Raw genomic sequence first — 16,061 nt, forward strand, 5'->3', positions numbered from 1 at the left:
CCCAGGGACCTTCCGTCGCGGTGGCACAATGACCTCCATGACGACGCCTTCACGGATCCTCGTGGTTGATGACGACCAGGCGATCGCCGAGATGGTCGGCATCGTGCTGCGTGGCAAGGGCTACGAGGTCGCGACCTCCTCCGACGGTGCCTCCGCGCTGGAGACCTTCCCGCGCCTGCGCCCCGATCTGGTCCTGCTCGACCTCATGCTCCCCGGCATGGACGGCATCGAGGTGTGCCGTCGGCTGCGCCGGGAGTCCGGGGTCCCGATCCTCATGCTCACCGCCCGCACCGACACCGCCGATGTCGTCGAAGGTCTCGAGGCGGGGGCCGACGACTACCTGACCAAGCCCTTCGAGCCGGAGGAGCTGGTGGCCCGGATCAAGGCGCGGGTGCGGCGGGTCGACCCGCCCACGACGGAGCAGCTGACCATCGGCGACCTGGTCATCGACGTCGACGGCCACGAGGTGCGCCGCGGCGACGAGCTGATCTCCCTGACCCCGCTCGAGTTCGACCTGCTCACGCAGCTGGCGCGCAAGCCCTGGCAGGTGTTCACCCGCGACGTGCTGCTGCGCGACGTGTGGGGCTACCGCCACAGCGCGGACACCCGACTGGTCAACGTGCATGTCCAGCGGCTGCGCTCGAAGATCGAGCACGATCCGGAGAATCCCGGCATCGTCGTGACCGTCCGCGGCGTCGGCTATCGCGCCGGAGGCGCATCCTGAGCACGTCGGAACGCCCGTGAGCACCTCAGGACCCGGCCCGGAACCGGAGTCCCGCGTCGCGCTGGTCACCCAGGCCGTCGACCCGCGCGGCTGGCCGCTCGCCCTGCGCGTCGTGCTGGTGACCACGCTGCTGTCGATCGTCTCCATGCTCGCCGTCGGCGCGTATCTGTCCTCCGTCATCGCCGACGGTCTGTACGAGCAGCGGCGGGACCGGGTGCTCGAGGAGACGGTCGAGGTGCGCCGGGAGCTCACCGACTCCCTGACCCAGCTCTCCGGCGCCACCAGCACCCAGCAGCAGGACGCGGTCAACGCCTTCGTCCAGTCCGCGGGCGGACGCGGTGGCGGGGACCGGCGGGAGGTCGCCCTGGTGCCGGTCGAGACCACCGGGACGGTGTTCCCGGTCGCCTCCTCCGACCGCACCCTCTTCGAGGAGGTCGACGGCGGGTTCTCCGACGCGGTGGCCGACGATCCCGATGCCGTCTCCTGGCGCTCCATCGGCCGGGAGGACGCCCAGGGGGAGACGCAGCCCGCATTGCTGATCGGCACCCGCGTGATGGTGCCGGGCGTCGGCTCCTACGACCTCTACCTCGTCTACTCCCTGCAGGAGGAGCAGGACACCCTGGCCTTCGTCCAGCGGGTGATCCTCGGGGGCGGTGGTGTCCTCCTGGCTCTGATCGTGGGCATCGCGATCGTGGTCGCCCGTCTGGTGACCACGCCGCTCAAGCGCGCCGCCCATGCCGCGGAGCGCATGGCCGGCGGCGACCTCGACAGCCGCGTCGAGGTGGCCGGGGCGGACGAGCTGGCCCGGGTGGGCGATTCCTTCAACGACATGGCGCGCAGCCTCGCCCAGAAGGTCGACGACCTCACCGAGCTCTCCCGCCTCCAACAGCGGTTCGTCTCCGACGTCTCCCACGAGCTGCGCACCCCGCTGACCACGATCCGCATGGCCTCCTCCGTGCTCGAAGCTCGACGCCCCCAGCTCCCTGACGATCTGCAGCGCACCACCGAGCTGCTCGCCGCGCAGGTCGAGCGCTTCGAGGTGCTGCTCGGCGACCTGCTGGAGATCTCGCGCTTCGACGCCGGGGCCGCCGAGCTCGAGGCGCACCGCGAGGACCTCGACGCGCTCGTGGTCCGGTCCGTCGACGACGTGCGGCCCCTGGCCGGGGCGCGGGGCTGCCTACTGGACGTCCACCTCGCCGGTCACGGGATGGACGCCGTGGTCGACGCCCGGCGCGTCGACCGGATCCTGCGGAACCTGCTGACCAACGCCATCGAGCACGGGGCCGGCAGCCCGGTGCTGGTCCAGACCGCCGCCAGCGACGACGCGGTGGCAGTCGTCGTGCAGGACCACGGGCACGGCATCTCCCCGGAGGCCGCCGGGCGGGTCTTCGACCGCTTCTGGCGCGCCGACCCGTCCCGCGCCCGCACCCTCGGCGGCACCGGACTGGGGCTGTCGATCTCCGCCGAGGACGCCCGGCTGCACACCGGGTGGCTGCAGGCCTGGGGCCAGGAGGGCCGGGGAGCGGTGTTCCGCCTGACCCTGCCGCGCCGGCCCGGCAGCCCTTTCTCCCGCTCGCCCCTGCGCCTCGAGCGCAGCTTCGACCGGGATGCGAACGGCAGCTACTCGGTGACCACGACCGGGGAGATCCCGATCGGGCCCGGGCTGCTGCCCGATCTCTCCGATCCCTCCGATCCCTCCGGGGGTCCGGATCAGGATCCGCCGATCCCGGGAGGACGCCGATGATCCCCGCCCGTCGTACCGTCCTGCGCGCGGCCGGGGCCGCCACCGTGCTCGGCCTGGGCTCCGCCTGCGCGCGCATCCCCACCACGTCCCCGATCGACAGCCGCCCGCTGAGCGGACGCGCCCAGCCCGGCGCCCCCTATGTGCAGGCGCTGCCGCCCCCGGACGACGCCACCGCGCAGGACGTCGTCGCCGGCTTCGTCCAGGCCGGCGTCGGCTCCGAGGAGAACTTCGCCGTCGCCCGCTCCTACCTCACGCCCGAGAAACGGGACGACTGGGACCCGACGGCGGCCATCACCATCTACTCCAGCAGCCAGGAGCTCCAGGTCCAGGAGGTCAGCGACACGGAGATGGTGCTGGTCCTCCAGGTGATCGCCCTCGTGGACCCGGACGGCGTCCGCGACCTGCTGGCCGGGCCCGTGAACCGGGAGCTGGACGTGAGGATGGAACTGGTCGAGGACCAGTGGAGGATCAGCGAGGTGGACGACGGGATCTTCCTGTCCGAGGCGGCCTTCGAGACCCTCTACGCCCCTGCCCGGCTCTACTTCCTCGATGCCCGCGGGATCCACCTGGTGCCCGATCACCGCTGGTTCTCGCTGCAGCGCGGCGACTCGGAGGTGCTCGAGGCCCTCACGGCCGGCCCCGCAGCCTTCCTCCAGGGCGCCGTCCACAGCGAGGTGCCCGACACCTCGGGGGTCACCGATGCCCAGGTCTCCACGGGCGCCGACGGCACTCCCGAGATCACCGTGCCCACCGCGGTCGCGGGACTGTCCGGCGGGTCCCGCACCGCGGCGCTCGCCCAGCTCGAGTCCTCGCTGCGCTCGCTGCGCACCCTGTCGGGGATCCGCCTGGTGCGTGACGGTCAGGAGTACACCCCCGACGAGGAGTCCGGGGTCGACCGGGCGCTGCCGGGGCACCGTCCGATCGCAGCGGGCCCCACCGGCATCATCTCGCTGGCCGATCCCAGCACCGACGCCCCGGCCCGCCAGCTGGTCCCGGCGCTCGCGGATCGGCCGCTCACCTCTCCCGTGATCGCCCAGGACGGCGTCCTCGCCGCGGCGCTCGCCGACGGCGCCTCGACCGTGCTGGTGGCCTCCTCCGACGATTCGGTGCCCCTGCGCGAGGCGGCGACCGGTGGTGTGTTCGTCGCGCCCCGGATCGATGACGCCGGATTCGTGTGGACCTCCACCCGACGCAGTGCCGGGGTGCTGCTCGCGCTCTCCGGCACCCGGCCGCAGGACGACGCGAAGGTCGATGCGGCCTGGCTGAAGGAGCGGGAGGTGCTGGCATTGGACGTGGCGGCCGATGCCACCCGGATGGTCGTGCTCTCCGCGGACTCCGCCGGGTCCCGACTCGACCTGTGCGCGGTGGTCCGGGACGGGGACGGCGTGCCGGTGTCCTTGACCGAGCCCGTGCAGGTGCGCACCTTCCTCGCGGAGGTCACCCAGGTCAGCTGGTACGACGAGGTGGCCGTCATCGTGCTCGGGGCGGACCCCGGCACCGGTGAGCTGCGGGCCCAGGTGGTCGACTTCGCCACCGGGCGGGAGCCGCTGCCCGCACTGCGCGAGGACGCCGACCGCCTCGCGGGCACCGTGGTGGGCGAGTCGATCTGGGCGGGGACCACCGACGGGGCGCTGCTGCGCAGCGACGGCAGCGGGTGGACCACGGTGGATCTCGACGCGCACGACCCCTGGTTCTACTGAGCCGGCCGGCGGGAGGAACGCTCCTCCCCACTCCCGGTCCGTCCACATCCCGCGCCCGCGCCGTGCTCGGCGCGCCGGAAGGCGATGGGATCGCCTCATGGACGAGACACGGACGGGCCTGCTGCCCCTGGCCCGTGAGATCGTCGCGCAGACCTGCTCCCTGGTGGCGCCGCGACGGTGCCCGTGCGGGCAGGAGGGAGCCTGGCTGTGCCCACGCTGCACGGCGATGCTCGCTGCCCGCCCGGTGCGCGTCGAGACCTGCTGCGACGCCCTGCAGGAGCTGACCGCCGCCCGGATCAGGCAGGAGAGCGCAGGCGGGGTGGTCCTGCCTGCCGGGGTGGATCACACCCCGGTGCTGCCGGTGCTGGCCCTGGGCGAGTACACCGGTCCGCTGCAGCATCTCGTGCTCGCCTGGAAGAACGGCGGGATGCTGCACCTCGGCGCTCGCCTCGCCCCCGCCCTCGCCCCCGGGGTGAGGACGCTGGCCGTCGCCGGCGGGGTGCGCCGCCCGCTGCTGGTGCCGGTCCCGTCCCGCCGCAGCGCCCGGCTGCGCCGCGGGGAGGACCACACCGCCGAGCTGGCGCGAGCCCTGGCCCGCACCGGTGCCGGTCGCGCGCTGCCGCTGCGGGCGGTGCCCACCACCGCACAGGAGGGTCGGGGATCGCGCCAGCGACGTACCCGGAGGATCCACCTGGCCGGCAGCGCCGCCCGCAGGGCCGGACGCGAGAGGGCGCAGGTGGTGATCCTCGACGATGTCGTCACCACCGGAGCGACCCTGCGCGGCATGCACGACGCGCTCACCCAGGCCGGGATGCAGGTGCTCGGCGCGGTCGTGGTCGCCTCGGCCCGGGTTCCCGCCCCGGATACCGCGGGAAATCTGGATTCACAGTGACCGTCGGCCAGGACTCGTGGAGCAAAACGTGGCATGCTGGTGCGACTCGTCACACCCGACGGGTCCCCCTCTCATCAGGAGGTGCCAGCCCCAGCCGACGAGCCACTGCGGCCGGGCTCAGAGCGGCCGCATCCGGATAGGAGGAGAACACCTCATGGAGATCAATGTCGTCGGACGCCACATGGACGTCCCGGACCGATTCCGTCGCCACCTGACCGACAAGCTCGACAAGGTCACCCAGTTCGCGCCCGCCGCGCTGCGCGTGGACGTGGAGGTCTCTCAGGAGAAGAACCCCAGGCAGGCCGAGCTCAGCGACCGCGTCGAGCTCACCGTGCACGACAACGGTTCCGTGATCCGCTCGGAAGCCAGGGCCGACGATCTCTTCGGTGCCCTGGACATCGCCTACGGGAAACTGCTCGAACGCCTCCGTCGCGCCCGGGACCGCCGCAAGGACCGCCATCGCGGCCGCGACCGCTCCCACCAGGGGCCCGGAGCCAGCGTGCGCACCATGCCCGCCGACCAGGACCTGCCCGCAGCCCTCCAGGAGACCCCGCCGGAGACCGCTGTCCCGTCGCAGGCCGCCGAGACCTCAGAGACGTCAGAGACGGATCTCGCCGAGGCCGGCAGCCCGGTCGTGATCCGCCAGAAGAAGCATCGGGCCACCCCGATGGGCATCGACGACGCCCTCTACCAGATGGAGCTCGTCGGCCACGACTTCTTCCTCTTCGTCGACGCGGAGTCCGGCAATCCCAAGGTCGTCTACCGGCGCAAGGGCTGGAACTACGGCGTGATCGAACTCGACGCGGAGCTCCAGTCGTCCTGATCCCTTCCGACACCACCCGGGCGGGAGGTGCGCGACGGCGCCCTCCCGCCCGACGCTGTCCGGCCACCCCGCCCCGCACCCGAGGAGAGAAGCTCCGGTGACCGACACCCTCAGCTGGACCCAGGCCCGGCGGATCGCGCTGCGCGCCCAGGGGATGGGGCGCGCCCGCCGCACGGACGTCCCCGGGCCCGCCGCCAGCCGTCGCGCCCTGCGTCGCACCCTCGAGCACACGCACCTGCTGCAGATCGACTCGGTCAGTGTGTTCGAACGTGCCCACCACCTGCCGGTGTTCACTCGGACCGGAAGCTGGGACCCGGCGGTGCTGGACCGGCTCTCCCGCCCGGGGCCCGGTCGCCTGGTGCGCGAGGCGCTCGCGCACGAGGCCACCTACGCCACCCACGAGGTCCATGCGCTGCTGGACTTCCGTCGCCGCGCCGCGGCCCGCCGCGACTGGGGCCAGGTACGCGTCGCCGCCACCTCCTCCCCGCAGCTGTTCACCCGGATCTTCGAGACGCTCGAGGAGCTCGGCCCGTCCAGTGCCGCCGCCATCTCCCGCCATCTCGGGGACACGGAACGCGGGGAGGGATGGGGATGGCGTCGCACCCGCAGCCAGTGGGCCGTGGAATACCTCTTCCGCTCCGGCGCCCTCGACTGCGTCGGCCGCAGCCCCCAGTTCGAACGGCTCTACGTCGCCACCGAGGACGCCCCGCCGCAGCTCGAGGTTCCCGCGGGCCCCGGTGCGCAGGACGACTCCGAGGGAGCCGAGGACGACCCCGCCCGGGCCGGGTCCATCCGGGCACTGATGGCGCTCGCGGCCCGATCCCTGGGCATCGCCGAGGTCACCTCACTGGCCGATTACTTCCGGGTGCCGGTGCGCGATGCCCGCGAGGCCGCCGGGCATCTCGAGGCCACCGGTGAGGTGCGTCGGGTCCGGGTCGGCCACCCGTCCGGAGCCCGAGAGATGCTGCTGCACCGCGACGCCCCGAAGCCGACCCCGCTGCGCGCCTCCGCCCTGGTCAGTCCCTTCGATCCGCTCGTGTTCCACCGCCCGCGCCTGTCGCGCCTGTTCGACGTCGAGTACCGCATCGGCATCTACACGCCGGAGGACCGACGCAGCACCGGCTACTACTCACTGCTGTTCCTGCACGGAGACGTCTTCCCCGCCCTGGTCGACCTGAAGGCCGACCGGGCACGCGGGGTGCTCGAGGTGCGCGGCACCTTCCGGGAGGAACTCCCGCACCTGCCCGCTCGGCAGCGTCCCGCCGACGTGGCCGTGCTCGAGGCGCTCGTGACCGAGCTGCGACGGGCCGCGAGCTGGCAGGGCCTCGATCGCGTGGAGGTGCGCACGGGGCCGCGCACCGGCGATCTCGCGGAGCCTCTCGCCGCCCTGCTCGCGGCCCCGCCGAGCGGCGCCTGGGTCGAGAACGCACGGTCCGGAACACCCCGCGCGGCGGAGCGAACAGGGTGACGATGCGCGCACGTCGTCACCACTGCGTGATGTGACGATTACGATGGGTCAGGCATCAACCGTCCGTGAGGACGCACCCACGAGATTACGGGAGCACGAGTGGTCAACCTCTTCGACAAGATCCTGCGCGCCGGCGAAGGCCGTGAGGTCCGACGGCTCGAGGTCATCGCCCGCAAGGTGGGGGAGACCGAGGACGTCTTCACCGAACTCAGCGACGAGGAGCTGCGGGAGGAGACGACCCACTTCAAGGAGCGCTTGGAGGAGGGGGAGTCCCTCGACGACATCATGGTGGAGGCGTTCGCCGCGGTCCGCGAGGCCGCGCACCGCACGCTGGGCCAGCGTCCCTACGACGTGCAGGTCATGGGCGGGGCGGCGCTGCACCGCGGACGCATCGCCGAGATGAAGACCGGTGAGGGCAAGACCCTGGTCGCGACGCTGCCGGCGTACCTCAACGCTCTCTCGGGCAAGGGCGTCCACATCGTCACCGTCAACGACTACCTCGCCGGCTACCAGAGCGACCTGATGGGCCGCGTCTTCCGCGCCCTCGGCTTGACCACCGGTGTCATCAAGTCCGGGATGACGCCGGCCGAGCGCCGCGAGCAGTACGGTGCGGACATCACCTACGGCACGAACAACGAGTTCGGCTTCGACTACCTGCGCGACAACATGAGCCTCGCGCCGGAAGAGCGCGTCCAGCGCGGACACAGCTTCGCGATCGTCGACGAGGTCGACTCGATCCTCATCGACGAGGCCCGCACCCCGCTGATCATCTCCGGCCCCGGCTCGGGTGACGCCAACAAGTGGTTCAGCGAGTTCGCGAAGGTGGTCAAGCTCCTGCGCCGTGACCGCGACTACGAGGTCGAGGAGAAGAAGCGCACCGTCGGCGTGCTCGAGACAGGCATCGACAAGGTCGAGGACCACCTGGGCATCGACAACCTCTACGAGTCGCTGAACACCCCGCTGATCGGGTTCCTCAACAACGCCATCAAGGCCAAGGAGCTGTTCAAGCGGGACAAGGACTACGTGGTCCTCAACGGCGAGGTCATGATCGTCGACGAGCACACCGGTCGCATCCTGGCCGGTCGCCGCTACAACGAGGGCATGCACCAGGCCATCGAGGCCAAGGAGGGGGTGAAGATCAAGGCGGAGAACCAGACCCTCGCCACGATCACCCTCCAGAACTACTTCAAGCTCTACGACAAGCTCTCGGGCATGACCGGCACGGCCGAGACCGAGGCCGCCGAGTTCATGAACACGTACTCGCTGGGCGTGGTCCAGATCCCCACCCACAAATCGATGATCCGCACCGACGAGGCCGACCGCATCTACCGCACCGAGAAGGCGAAGTTCGATGCGGTCGTCGAGGACATCGTCGAGCGTCACGACCGCGGCCAGCCGGTGCTCGTGGGCACCACCAGCGTCGAGAAGTCCGAGTACCTCGCCAAGCTGCTGACCGCGCAGGGCGTCGACCACGAGGTCCTCAACGCCAAGAACCACGCCGGTGAGGCCGCGATCATCGCGATGGCCGGGGCGAAGGGCGCCGTCACCGTGGCCACCAACATGGCCGGCCGCGGTACCGACATCATGCTCGGGGGCAACGTCGAGTTCATGGCCCATGCCGCGCTCGAGGCCCGTGGACTGGACCCCGAGGAGGACCCGGAGGCCTATGAGACCGCGTGGGACGAGGAGCTGAAGAAGGCCAAGGAGTCCGTCGGCGAGCAGCACGACGAGGTCGTCGAGCTCGGCGGCCTGTACGTGCTGGGCACCGAGCGCCATGAGTCCCGGCGCATCGACAACCAGCTGCGCGGCCGCTCCGGCCGTCAGGGCGACCCCGGTGAGTCGCGCTTCTACCTTTCCCTGCAGGACGACCTGATGCGCCTGTTCAACTCGGGCGCCGCAGAGTCGCTGCTGGCCCGCGGCGGCGTCGACGAGTCGATTCCGCTGACCGGTCGCATGGTCTCCGGCGCCATCGAGCGCGCCCAGAACTCGATCGAGTCCCGCAACGCCGAGATCCGCAAGAACGTCCTGAAGTACGACGACGTCCTGACCAAGCAGCGCAAGAAGCTGTACCAGGAGCGGTCTCAGATCCTCGAGGGCGAGGATCTCGATTCCCACGTCGACCGTTTCATCGACGAGGTGATCGGCGGGACCGTCGATGCGCACACCAAGGGCAAGAACCCCGAGGACTTCGACCTCGAGGAGCTGTGGGGTGCGCTGCGCCCGGCCTACCCGGTCTCGGTCACCGCCGATGAGCTCATCGAGGACGTCGGCGGCAAGGAGAACCTCGGCTCGGACGTGCTGCGCCGGGAGATCCTCGGCGATGCGCAGGTGGCGTACGAGAAGCGTGAGGAGGAGCTCGGTGACGAAGGCCTCCACCAGCTGCAGCGCCGGGTGCTGCTGTCGGTGATGGACCGTCGCTGGCGTGAGCACCTCTACGAAATGGACTACCTCAAGGAGGGCATCGGTCTGCGCGCGATGGCCCAGCGCGACCCGCTCATCGAGTACGAGCGCGAGGGCCACCTGATGTTCAACGACATGATCGCGGGCATCAAGGAGGACGTCGTCGGCTACCTCTACAACCTCGAGGTGCAGGTCGAGAAGACCGAGCCTGTGGTGCCCCAGGCCGTCAGCGACCTGCTGCGCAGCACCACGGCCATGGGCAAGGCCGCCGCCGCGGCCGCGAAGAACACCGCCGGGTCCGAAGAGCAGGGGGAGGACACCTCTGCGCCGGAGGAGACCGAGGACGACGAGCAGTCCCCGCTCGTCTCCGCGGCGACGCGGGATGAGCGGAACTCGGCCGAGGTCGCCGCGGCCGATGGGTCGACGGACTCCGAGACCTCGGACGCCTCGCAGGAGCCGGAGAGCACCGAGGGATCGGCCGTCGACACTGCCGCGCGTTCAGAGGCCCTGGCAGGGGAGAACCGGGTCGTGCTCACGGCCCGGGGGCTCGACGACGGGCCGAACACTCGACAGCTGCGGTACACCTCCGCCGAGGGCGACGGCGTCCAGGACGAGTCGACGCTCTCGCGGGCACAGCGCCGTCGTCGTGCCCGTCAGGGTGACTCCGCCGGATCGTCAGCGTCCGACACCCCGCAGGACAAGCCCGAAGGGGCGCCGACGGGGTCGAACCGGGCCGCGCGTCGTGCCCGCAGCCGCCGTCGGGGCTGAGTCAGCCGATCTCCAGGACCGTCACCCGCCAGCCGGAGTGGCGCAGCTCCCACCGCATCGCCAGGAAGCGGGCGCGGTCGGGTTCGCGCAGCACGCAGCTCGCCTCGACCGTGTGCTCGTTGACCACACAGGTGCGCACACCGGTGACCAGCAGACGCTGGGGCGGGGCATAACCGGTGGTCGCCCGCAGACGACGGGTCAGCGCCGCGCGCCGGGACAGCAGCTGGCCGACCTCGGGCGTCACGATCCGTGACAGGGCGTTCTCCGGTCGCATGTCGCGCACGATCTCCACGGCGCGACGAGCCACCGGGGCGACCATCCGCTCGACCCCGCGCGGGTCGTCGAGGGACAGGTTCTCGGGGACGTCGCCGGCCGGTGCCGGACGCTGGTCGGTAGTGGTCATCACTGCTCCTGAGGGGAAAGGGATGCGGGCACGGTCAGCTCCTGCCCGGGCTCGAGATGGTCGGGATCCGGTCCGACGAGGTCGTGATTGGCCTCGTGGAGCTCTGGCCAGGCCAGCGCTAGCTCGGACGGGTCGTCCGGGGCAGGACCGAGCAGCTCGTCGGTGATGCTCCAGAGGGTGTCCCCGTCGTGCACCACGACGGTGCGCGGGGGCGTCGGGGTCGCGGAGTCGCCGGCGGAGGACGACGGTGGATCCGCCGGAGACGGCTGCGCATCGTGCGTTCCAGGGGGCGTGGATCCCTCGACCGCGGGCTGTTCGCCCCAGCCCAGGGGAGGCAGCTGCGGCGAGGCCCCGCCCTCGTCCGAACTCGAGGCGGGGGCCTCGGCGACGGGCCGGGGGTCAGGATCCGAGGGTCCTGCGGGGACGAGCTGTGAGGACACCGGGGTCTCCGGCGGCGTGGCTGCGCCGCCCGGGTCGGTGCCGGAGCTGGCCGCGGTGGCCGGGACCAGCACGAGCCCGGTCGCTGTGGTGGCGACGGCCGCGCCGAGGGCCACGCGCCGCGCCACCTGGGGTGCGAGCACCCGCAGAGTGAGCAGCACGGCGGTGCCGGTGCGACTCGCGGGCCCGACCAGAAGGGCCAGGGCGGCCAGCGACCAGATCAGAGCCAGGTATCCGCAGAGCACGACCCCCAGACCGGCGATCCCCACCAGCACCGCAGCGATCAGGGCGTCCTCGCCCTCGCCGCGGGACGCCGCCGGCCACAGGGCGGCCAGGACGCTCGCCATGACCAGCATCCCGCCTCCTGCGAACACCGCGCTCAGTGCGGCGGGCACCGGGCGTGCCGCCGCTGTGGTCTTGTCGTCGACCCCCATGGGTTCCCCTGTCGTCGCGTGACACTGTCTGCTCATATCGTGGCGTTTGATGCAGTTTGATGTCGTTCGATCGGCTGTAGAGAAAAGTAGTGTGCGGTGGCCCACAACGCAAGTGCGCGGACCACGGGTGTGGATGAGCAGCGGCGGGGGAGGAATAATGCGAGCGCCGCGGCGAGCACGAGGGGAAGTGCGCGGCCGCCGCCCGATGTGCCGGACCAGGCGCGGCGGAGGGACCGCCGGCCTAGAGTGACGCCATGCGATTCGACCGGATCTTCGAGGACCTGGAGGGGCGCTTCGCGCACCACGAGCGCGAGGAGATGCGCGCCGTCTCCGAGGATCTCGCCCGCGCCGAGCGTGCACAGCTCTCCCTGGCTGACCGACTGCGCGGTGCGGGCGGCAGCTCGCTCACGCTCCACCTCGGCCCGTCACTGCGCCTCGAGGGAGTCGTCGACGACGTCGGCGAGGAGTGGGTCGCGCTCCAGGAGGAGGGTGGCGGTCGCCGGACCGTGGTCCCGCTCGCGGCGATCGCCCTCGTCGACGGGCTTTCCTCGCGGGCACGACCGGCGGAGGAGTCACTGCGCTCACCGCTGGGTCTGGGATCGGTGCTGCGAGCGATCGCGCGTGATCGCGGCGTCGTACGCCTGGAGACGACTGCGGGCGGCATCATGGGCCGGCTCGCCGCCGTCGGGGTCGATGCCGTGGACGTGCACTCCCTGCCCACGGGCGAGAGCGGCACGGTCCCGGGCTCCGCACGGATCACCGTGGCGACGGCCTCGTTGCTCGCAGTGCGTCCCCGTTAGGACGGTGCCGCGCACCCCGTCCCGTCGATCACGGCGGAGACCGCGGGGGAGAGCGGCACGCGAAGCCGGATGCGCGAGAACGGCCTGATCAGCGCTTGCCGTCCGTCTTCTGGCGATCCTGCTCGCGCTCCTCCTCGAGGATGTGCGCCGTCGCCGCGTAGCTGCGCTCGATGTAGGACTCGATCTCGGAGACCTCGACCCTCCACTGGCCGCGCCCTCCGACCTTGATGGCGCGCAGCTCACCGGACCGGACCAGGGCATATGCCTGCGACGCCGAGATCGACAGCATCTCGGCGACATCGGACAAGGGGACGAAGCGAGGCGTCATCGACAATCCTTTCCGGCCGGACCTCTCCGACTGCATCGTGGACAGTCTCCCATTGTCGTGACCACAGCCGAAGCAAGGATGTGGACGACGCATCCCGGGACGGGGACGGGCACGGTTGTCCACAATCGAGCCGATACGCCCACGCGGGATGCTCGGCGTCCCGTAATCTCCCGGGAGGGACCGGCCGTGGGGGTCGGGCACGAGGGCAGGAGGGTGACGTGGCGGGGACCGCACCGGTGATGAGGCTGCGCCGACCACGATGGAAGGACCCCCGGCTGATCGTCGGCATCGTCCTGGTGGTGGCCAGCGTGCTGATGGGGGCTCTTCTGATCTCCCGCCTGGCTGCGACCACTCCGGTCCTCATCGCGAAGAGTCCCATCGTCCCGGGCGACGAGATCGATCCCGGTGACCTGGCGACCGTGGAGATGCGTCTGGGAGAGCAGGAGGGTCTCTACGTCGGTGCCCTCGGGATGATCCCGGAGGGGGCCGTCGCCACTCGTGCGATCCAGGTGGGCGAGCTGCTGCCGCTGTCCGCCGTCGGCCAGGCCGCCGACGTCCCGCTGCGACCGATCGTGATCCCCGTGGCCACCACCGTCGCAGAGTCCGTGCAGCCCGGGGCGAAAGTGGAGCTCTGGCACACCGGTCCGGCCCCCGAGGAGGGCGGAGGCGGGGAGGCGGAGCTGCTGGTCTCCGACGGCATCGTCCGCCACATCGACGAAGGCAGCTCGCTGGGGATGCGCTCCATGTCCGTCGAGGTGCTGGTGCCCCGGAACGATCTCTCCGCGGTCCTCCAGGTGCTCGCCCAGGAGGAGCGGCTCGACGTGATCGGCGTGCCCGGAGCGTACGGGGTCACCCCGTGATCGACATCGTCCTGTGCGCCTCCGGCGCCGACGAGGTGCGCATCGTCCACGACCTCGCCCAGGACCGGAGCCGGACCGCCCGCGTGGTGCGTCGCTGCGCCGACCTCGCCGAGACCCTGGCCGTGACCGCGGCAGGCATCGGGGACGTCGTCCTGATCGACGTCTCCGTACGCGGGCTGGGACGCGAGCCGCTCGCCCAGATGATGCGCGAGGCCGCGGTGGTGGGGCTGCGCACCGAGGACGGTCCCGAGCAGACCTCCCTGGGACTGCGGCGCGTCCTGCCCGCCGGCTCGTCGATCGAGGAGATCCTCGGGGCGATCTCCACCGCGGTCGCCTCCGACGACGAGGATGCCGCGGCTTGGGTGCAGGAGCCCGCCGCCGTCGCGGAGGATCCGGGGCGTCTCGTCGCGGTGTGGGGCCCGGGCGGCGCCCCCGGCCGCTCGACGATCGCGATGAACCTCGCTGCCGAGGCGGCCCTCGCGGGGCAGGAGACCGTCCTGGTGGACGCCGACACCTACGGGCCCTCGCAGAGCCAGATGCTCGGAGTGCTCGACGAGACCCCGGGCCTGGTCGCCGCCTGCCGGGCGCACGACCGTGACACCCTTGACGAGGACACCCTCGAATCGCTCCTCCCCCTCGCTCAGCCCCGGCTGCGGCTGCTCAGCGGGATCGGCGTTCCGGCGCGGTGGGCGGAGGTGCGGCGCACCTCGATGGACGGTGTCTGGCAGGCGCTCTCGCGACGGGGCGGGCTCACCGTCGCCGACGTCGGACCAGTGCTCGAGGAGGACGAGGAGCTCAGCTACGACACGGCTGCACCCCAGCGCAACGCGGCTGCGATCAGCGCCCTCGAGAACGCCGACGCCGTTCTCGCCGTGGTCGGAGCGGACCCGGTGAGCATCACGCGCCTGCTGCGCGACCACTCCCGGCTCGAGGAGCTCGGCGTCGGTCCGCTGCACGTCGTGATCAACCGGGTCGGGGCTCCCGTGCCCGGGGACAAGGTGCGCGATCTGATCGCTTCCCGGATCCCGGTGTCCTCGCTCCACGTGCTGCCTGATGACCCGGTCGCCTGCCGGACCGCGACTTGGGACGGTGCGCTCCTGGCGGAGTCCGCGCCACGCTCGGTGCTGCGCAAGGGGCTGCGGGAGATTGCCCGGTCTCCGATGCTGTTCGGGCAGTCCGAACCTGCTCCCGCGCCGGGGGAGGCGGGGCACCCGGCTGAGGTCCCCGGGTGAGAAGATGGCGGTCATGAGGATCTACCTGCCCCTGACCACCGAGGACCGAGCCGCCCTGGAGTCCTCCGCACCGGGCCTGGAGCTCGCTGCGGGACGTGCGGTCTGGGGCGTGCACGCCGAGGCACGGGCCGACCGTTCCGAGGAGGACGAGGAGGACCTCGAGTACGACGCGCTGCAGGACGCCGCGCACATCTCCCTCCTCGCCGGCCCCGCCGACCGCCGAGCACTCGTCATCGCGGCCGACGTCCTGGACGCCGCCCTCGAGATCGCAGGGGACAACGGAGGTGCTTTCGGGCTGGTCACCGGTGGGGCAACGCGGGCCCGGGTCGCCAGCTTCCACGTGACCGAGCTCGATGCGGCAGCGGCCGCGGCCGACGACACCGATCCCGCACTGCTGTGGTTCGACGCCTCCGAGGGCCCCGACGCCCTGACCTACGTCGACGGAGTCACCGAGACCTGATCACGGATCGGTGACCGGCTCCACCCGGCGATCAGTCGTCGGAGCGGTCCGCGTAGGTCGCGGCCGACTTCTCCTCAGCGCGCAGCACCTTGGAGACGTAGGGGACCGCGGCCTTCTCGAGGCGAGGGCCCAGCAGCGGGACCTTCGCCAGCAGATCGCCCTCGATGTCGACGGTGCTGGTCAGCTCCCCGGTGGGAGCGAGACGCAGAGATCCCTTCATCCCCGCCGGGGTTCCGGCGACCTCGAGCTCCATGGTGCCGTTGCGGCTGCCGTCGGGCTCGGGCGCGGACCACGACTGCTCCTCCTTGATCGTCACGGAGGAGCCCACGAAGCGACGGGCGATGTCCGGGACCTTGTCCGTGGGCATCATGAGTTCGGTCCGCACGGTGAAGGCACCGGTCGGGTCGCCGTCGACCTGGGAGGACGCGTTGGTCGCTCCCAGCGTCTCCCGGCGGATCGCTGTGTACTCCTCGGTGGCGTACATCGTGGCGGCGGTGCGCGCCGACAACGGCAGGGTCAACGTCTCGCGGAGCTTCATCCTCGTCCTTCCCGGGGGATCGGTCGGTCACAGCCTACGGCAGGGGCCG

General features: G+C 71.5%; 15 protein-coding genes. 11 read left to right on the forward strand and 4 right to left on the reverse strand.

Annotation, left to right across the window (positions count from 1 at the left end; all coding sequences use genetic code 11):
• Positions 1-28 precede the first annotated feature (28 nt).
• From mtrA to secA, 7 genes are all read left to right on the forward strand, one after another.
• Positions 29-724, forward strand: coding sequence for an MtrAB system response regulator MtrA (mtrA, locus tag JOF43_RS17600; RefSeq protein ID WP_281065135.1), 696 nt, complete (start codon positions 29-31; stop codon positions 722-724).
• Positions 725-740: 16 nt separating this feature from the next.
• Positions 741-2,468, forward strand: a complete 1,728-nt coding sequence (gene mtrB, locus JOF43_RS17605) for an MtrAB system histidine kinase MtrB (protein WP_342592228.1) — start codon at positions 741-743, stop codon at positions 2,466-2,468.
• Positions 2,465-4,168, forward strand: coding sequence for an LpqB family beta-propeller domain-containing protein (locus JOF43_RS17610; RefSeq protein WP_209904352.1), 1,704 nt, complete (start codon positions 2,465-2,467; stop codon positions 4,166-4,168). Before mtrB ends, JOF43_RS17610 begins: the two co-directional genes overlap by 4 nt.
• 97 nt (positions 4,169-4,265) lie before the next feature.
• On the forward strand, positions 4,266-5,060 hold the full coding sequence (locus JOF43_RS17615; RefSeq protein WP_245354601.1) for a ComF family protein: 795 nt from the start codon (positions 4,266-4,268) through the stop codon (positions 5,058-5,060).
• A gap of 154 nt (positions 5,061-5,214) precedes the next feature.
• The gene (gene hpf / locus JOF43_RS17620) at positions 5,215-5,883 is read left to right on the forward strand and encodes a ribosome hibernation-promoting factor, HPF/YfiA family (protein WP_209904353.1); all 669 of its coding nucleotides are present in this window, start codon (positions 5,215-5,217) and stop codon (positions 5,881-5,883) included.
• A gap of 97 nt (positions 5,884-5,980) precedes the next feature.
• Entirely contained in the window at positions 5,981-7,351 is a 1,371-nt protein-coding gene (locus tag JOF43_RS17625; protein ID WP_209904354.1) for a winged helix-turn-helix domain-containing protein, read from the forward strand.
• Positions 7,352-7,450: 99 nt separating this feature from the next.
• Complete coding sequence (gene secA / locus JOF43_RS17630) at positions 7,451-10,519, forward strand: preprotein translocase subunit SecA (RefSeq protein WP_209904355.1); 3,069 nt, start codon at positions 7,451-7,453, stop codon at positions 10,517-10,519.
• A 1-nt stretch (position 10,520) separates the two neighbouring features.
• Here secA and JOF43_RS17635 read toward each other — a convergent pair whose 3' ends face one another.
• Both JOF43_RS17635 and JOF43_RS17640 read right to left on the reverse strand, forming a co-directional pair.
• On the reverse strand, positions 10,521-10,922 hold the full coding sequence (locus JOF43_RS17635) for an Rv3235 family protein (RefSeq protein ID WP_209904356.1): 402 nt from the start codon (positions 10,920-10,922) through the stop codon (positions 10,521-10,523).
• A complete protein-coding gene (locus JOF43_RS17640) occupies positions 10,922-11,794 on the reverse strand; it encodes a LysM peptidoglycan-binding domain-containing protein (RefSeq protein WP_209904357.1) in 873 nt (290 codons plus the stop codon). Before JOF43_RS17640 ends, JOF43_RS17635 begins: the two co-directional genes overlap by 1 nt.
• 254 nt (positions 11,795-12,048) lie before the next feature.
• On the opposite strand from JOF43_RS17640, the gene JOF43_RS17645 reads away from it, so the two are divergent.
• Positions 12,049-12,594, forward strand: coding sequence for a hypothetical protein (locus JOF43_RS17645; protein ID WP_209904358.1), 546 nt, complete (start codon positions 12,049-12,051; stop codon positions 12,592-12,594).
• An 88-nt stretch (positions 12,595-12,682) separates the two neighbouring features.
• Here the strand turns inward: JOF43_RS17645 and JOF43_RS17650 are convergent, their stop codons facing one another.
• Positions 12,683-12,922: a helix-turn-helix transcriptional regulator gene (locus tag JOF43_RS17650; protein WP_209904359.1), complete on the reverse strand. Its 240-nt coding sequence runs from the start codon at positions 12,920-12,922 to the stop codon at positions 12,683-12,685.
• 218 nt (positions 12,923-13,140) lie between these two features.
• Between JOF43_RS17650 and JOF43_RS17655 the strand changes: the two genes are divergently transcribed.
• The 3 genes from JOF43_RS17655 to JOF43_RS17665 are packed head-to-tail and all read left to right on the forward strand — an operon-like array spanning position 13,141 to position 15,474.
• Positions 13,141-13,782, forward strand: a complete 642-nt coding sequence (locus tag JOF43_RS17655) for an SAF domain-containing protein (RefSeq protein ID WP_209904360.1) — start codon at positions 13,141-13,143, stop codon at positions 13,780-13,782.
• Complete coding sequence (locus tag JOF43_RS17660; protein ID WP_209904361.1) at positions 13,779-15,014, forward strand: CpaE/TadZ family protein; 1,236 nt, start codon at positions 13,779-13,781, stop codon at positions 15,012-15,014. The genes JOF43_RS17655 and JOF43_RS17660 overlap by 4 nt, the downstream gene beginning before the upstream one ends.
• Before the next feature lie 13 nt (positions 15,015-15,027).
• Complete coding sequence (locus tag JOF43_RS17665) at positions 15,028-15,474, forward strand: DUF6912 family protein (RefSeq protein WP_209904362.1); 447 nt, start codon at positions 15,028-15,030, stop codon at positions 15,472-15,474.
• A 31-nt stretch (positions 15,475-15,505) separates the two neighbouring features.
• Here the strand turns inward: JOF43_RS17665 and JOF43_RS17670 are convergent, their stop codons facing one another.
• The gene (locus JOF43_RS17670; RefSeq protein WP_209904363.1) at positions 15,506-16,012 is read right to left on the reverse strand and encodes a DUF2505 domain-containing protein; all 507 of its coding nucleotides are present in this window, start codon (positions 16,010-16,012) and stop codon (positions 15,506-15,508) included.
• Between the last annotated feature and the right edge of the window lie 49 nt (positions 16,013-16,061).

It is taken from the genome of Brachybacterium sacelli, assembly GCF_017876545.1.
Taxonomy (GTDB): Bacteria; Actinomycetota; Actinomycetes; order Actinomycetales; family Dermabacteraceae; genus Brachybacterium; species Brachybacterium sacelli.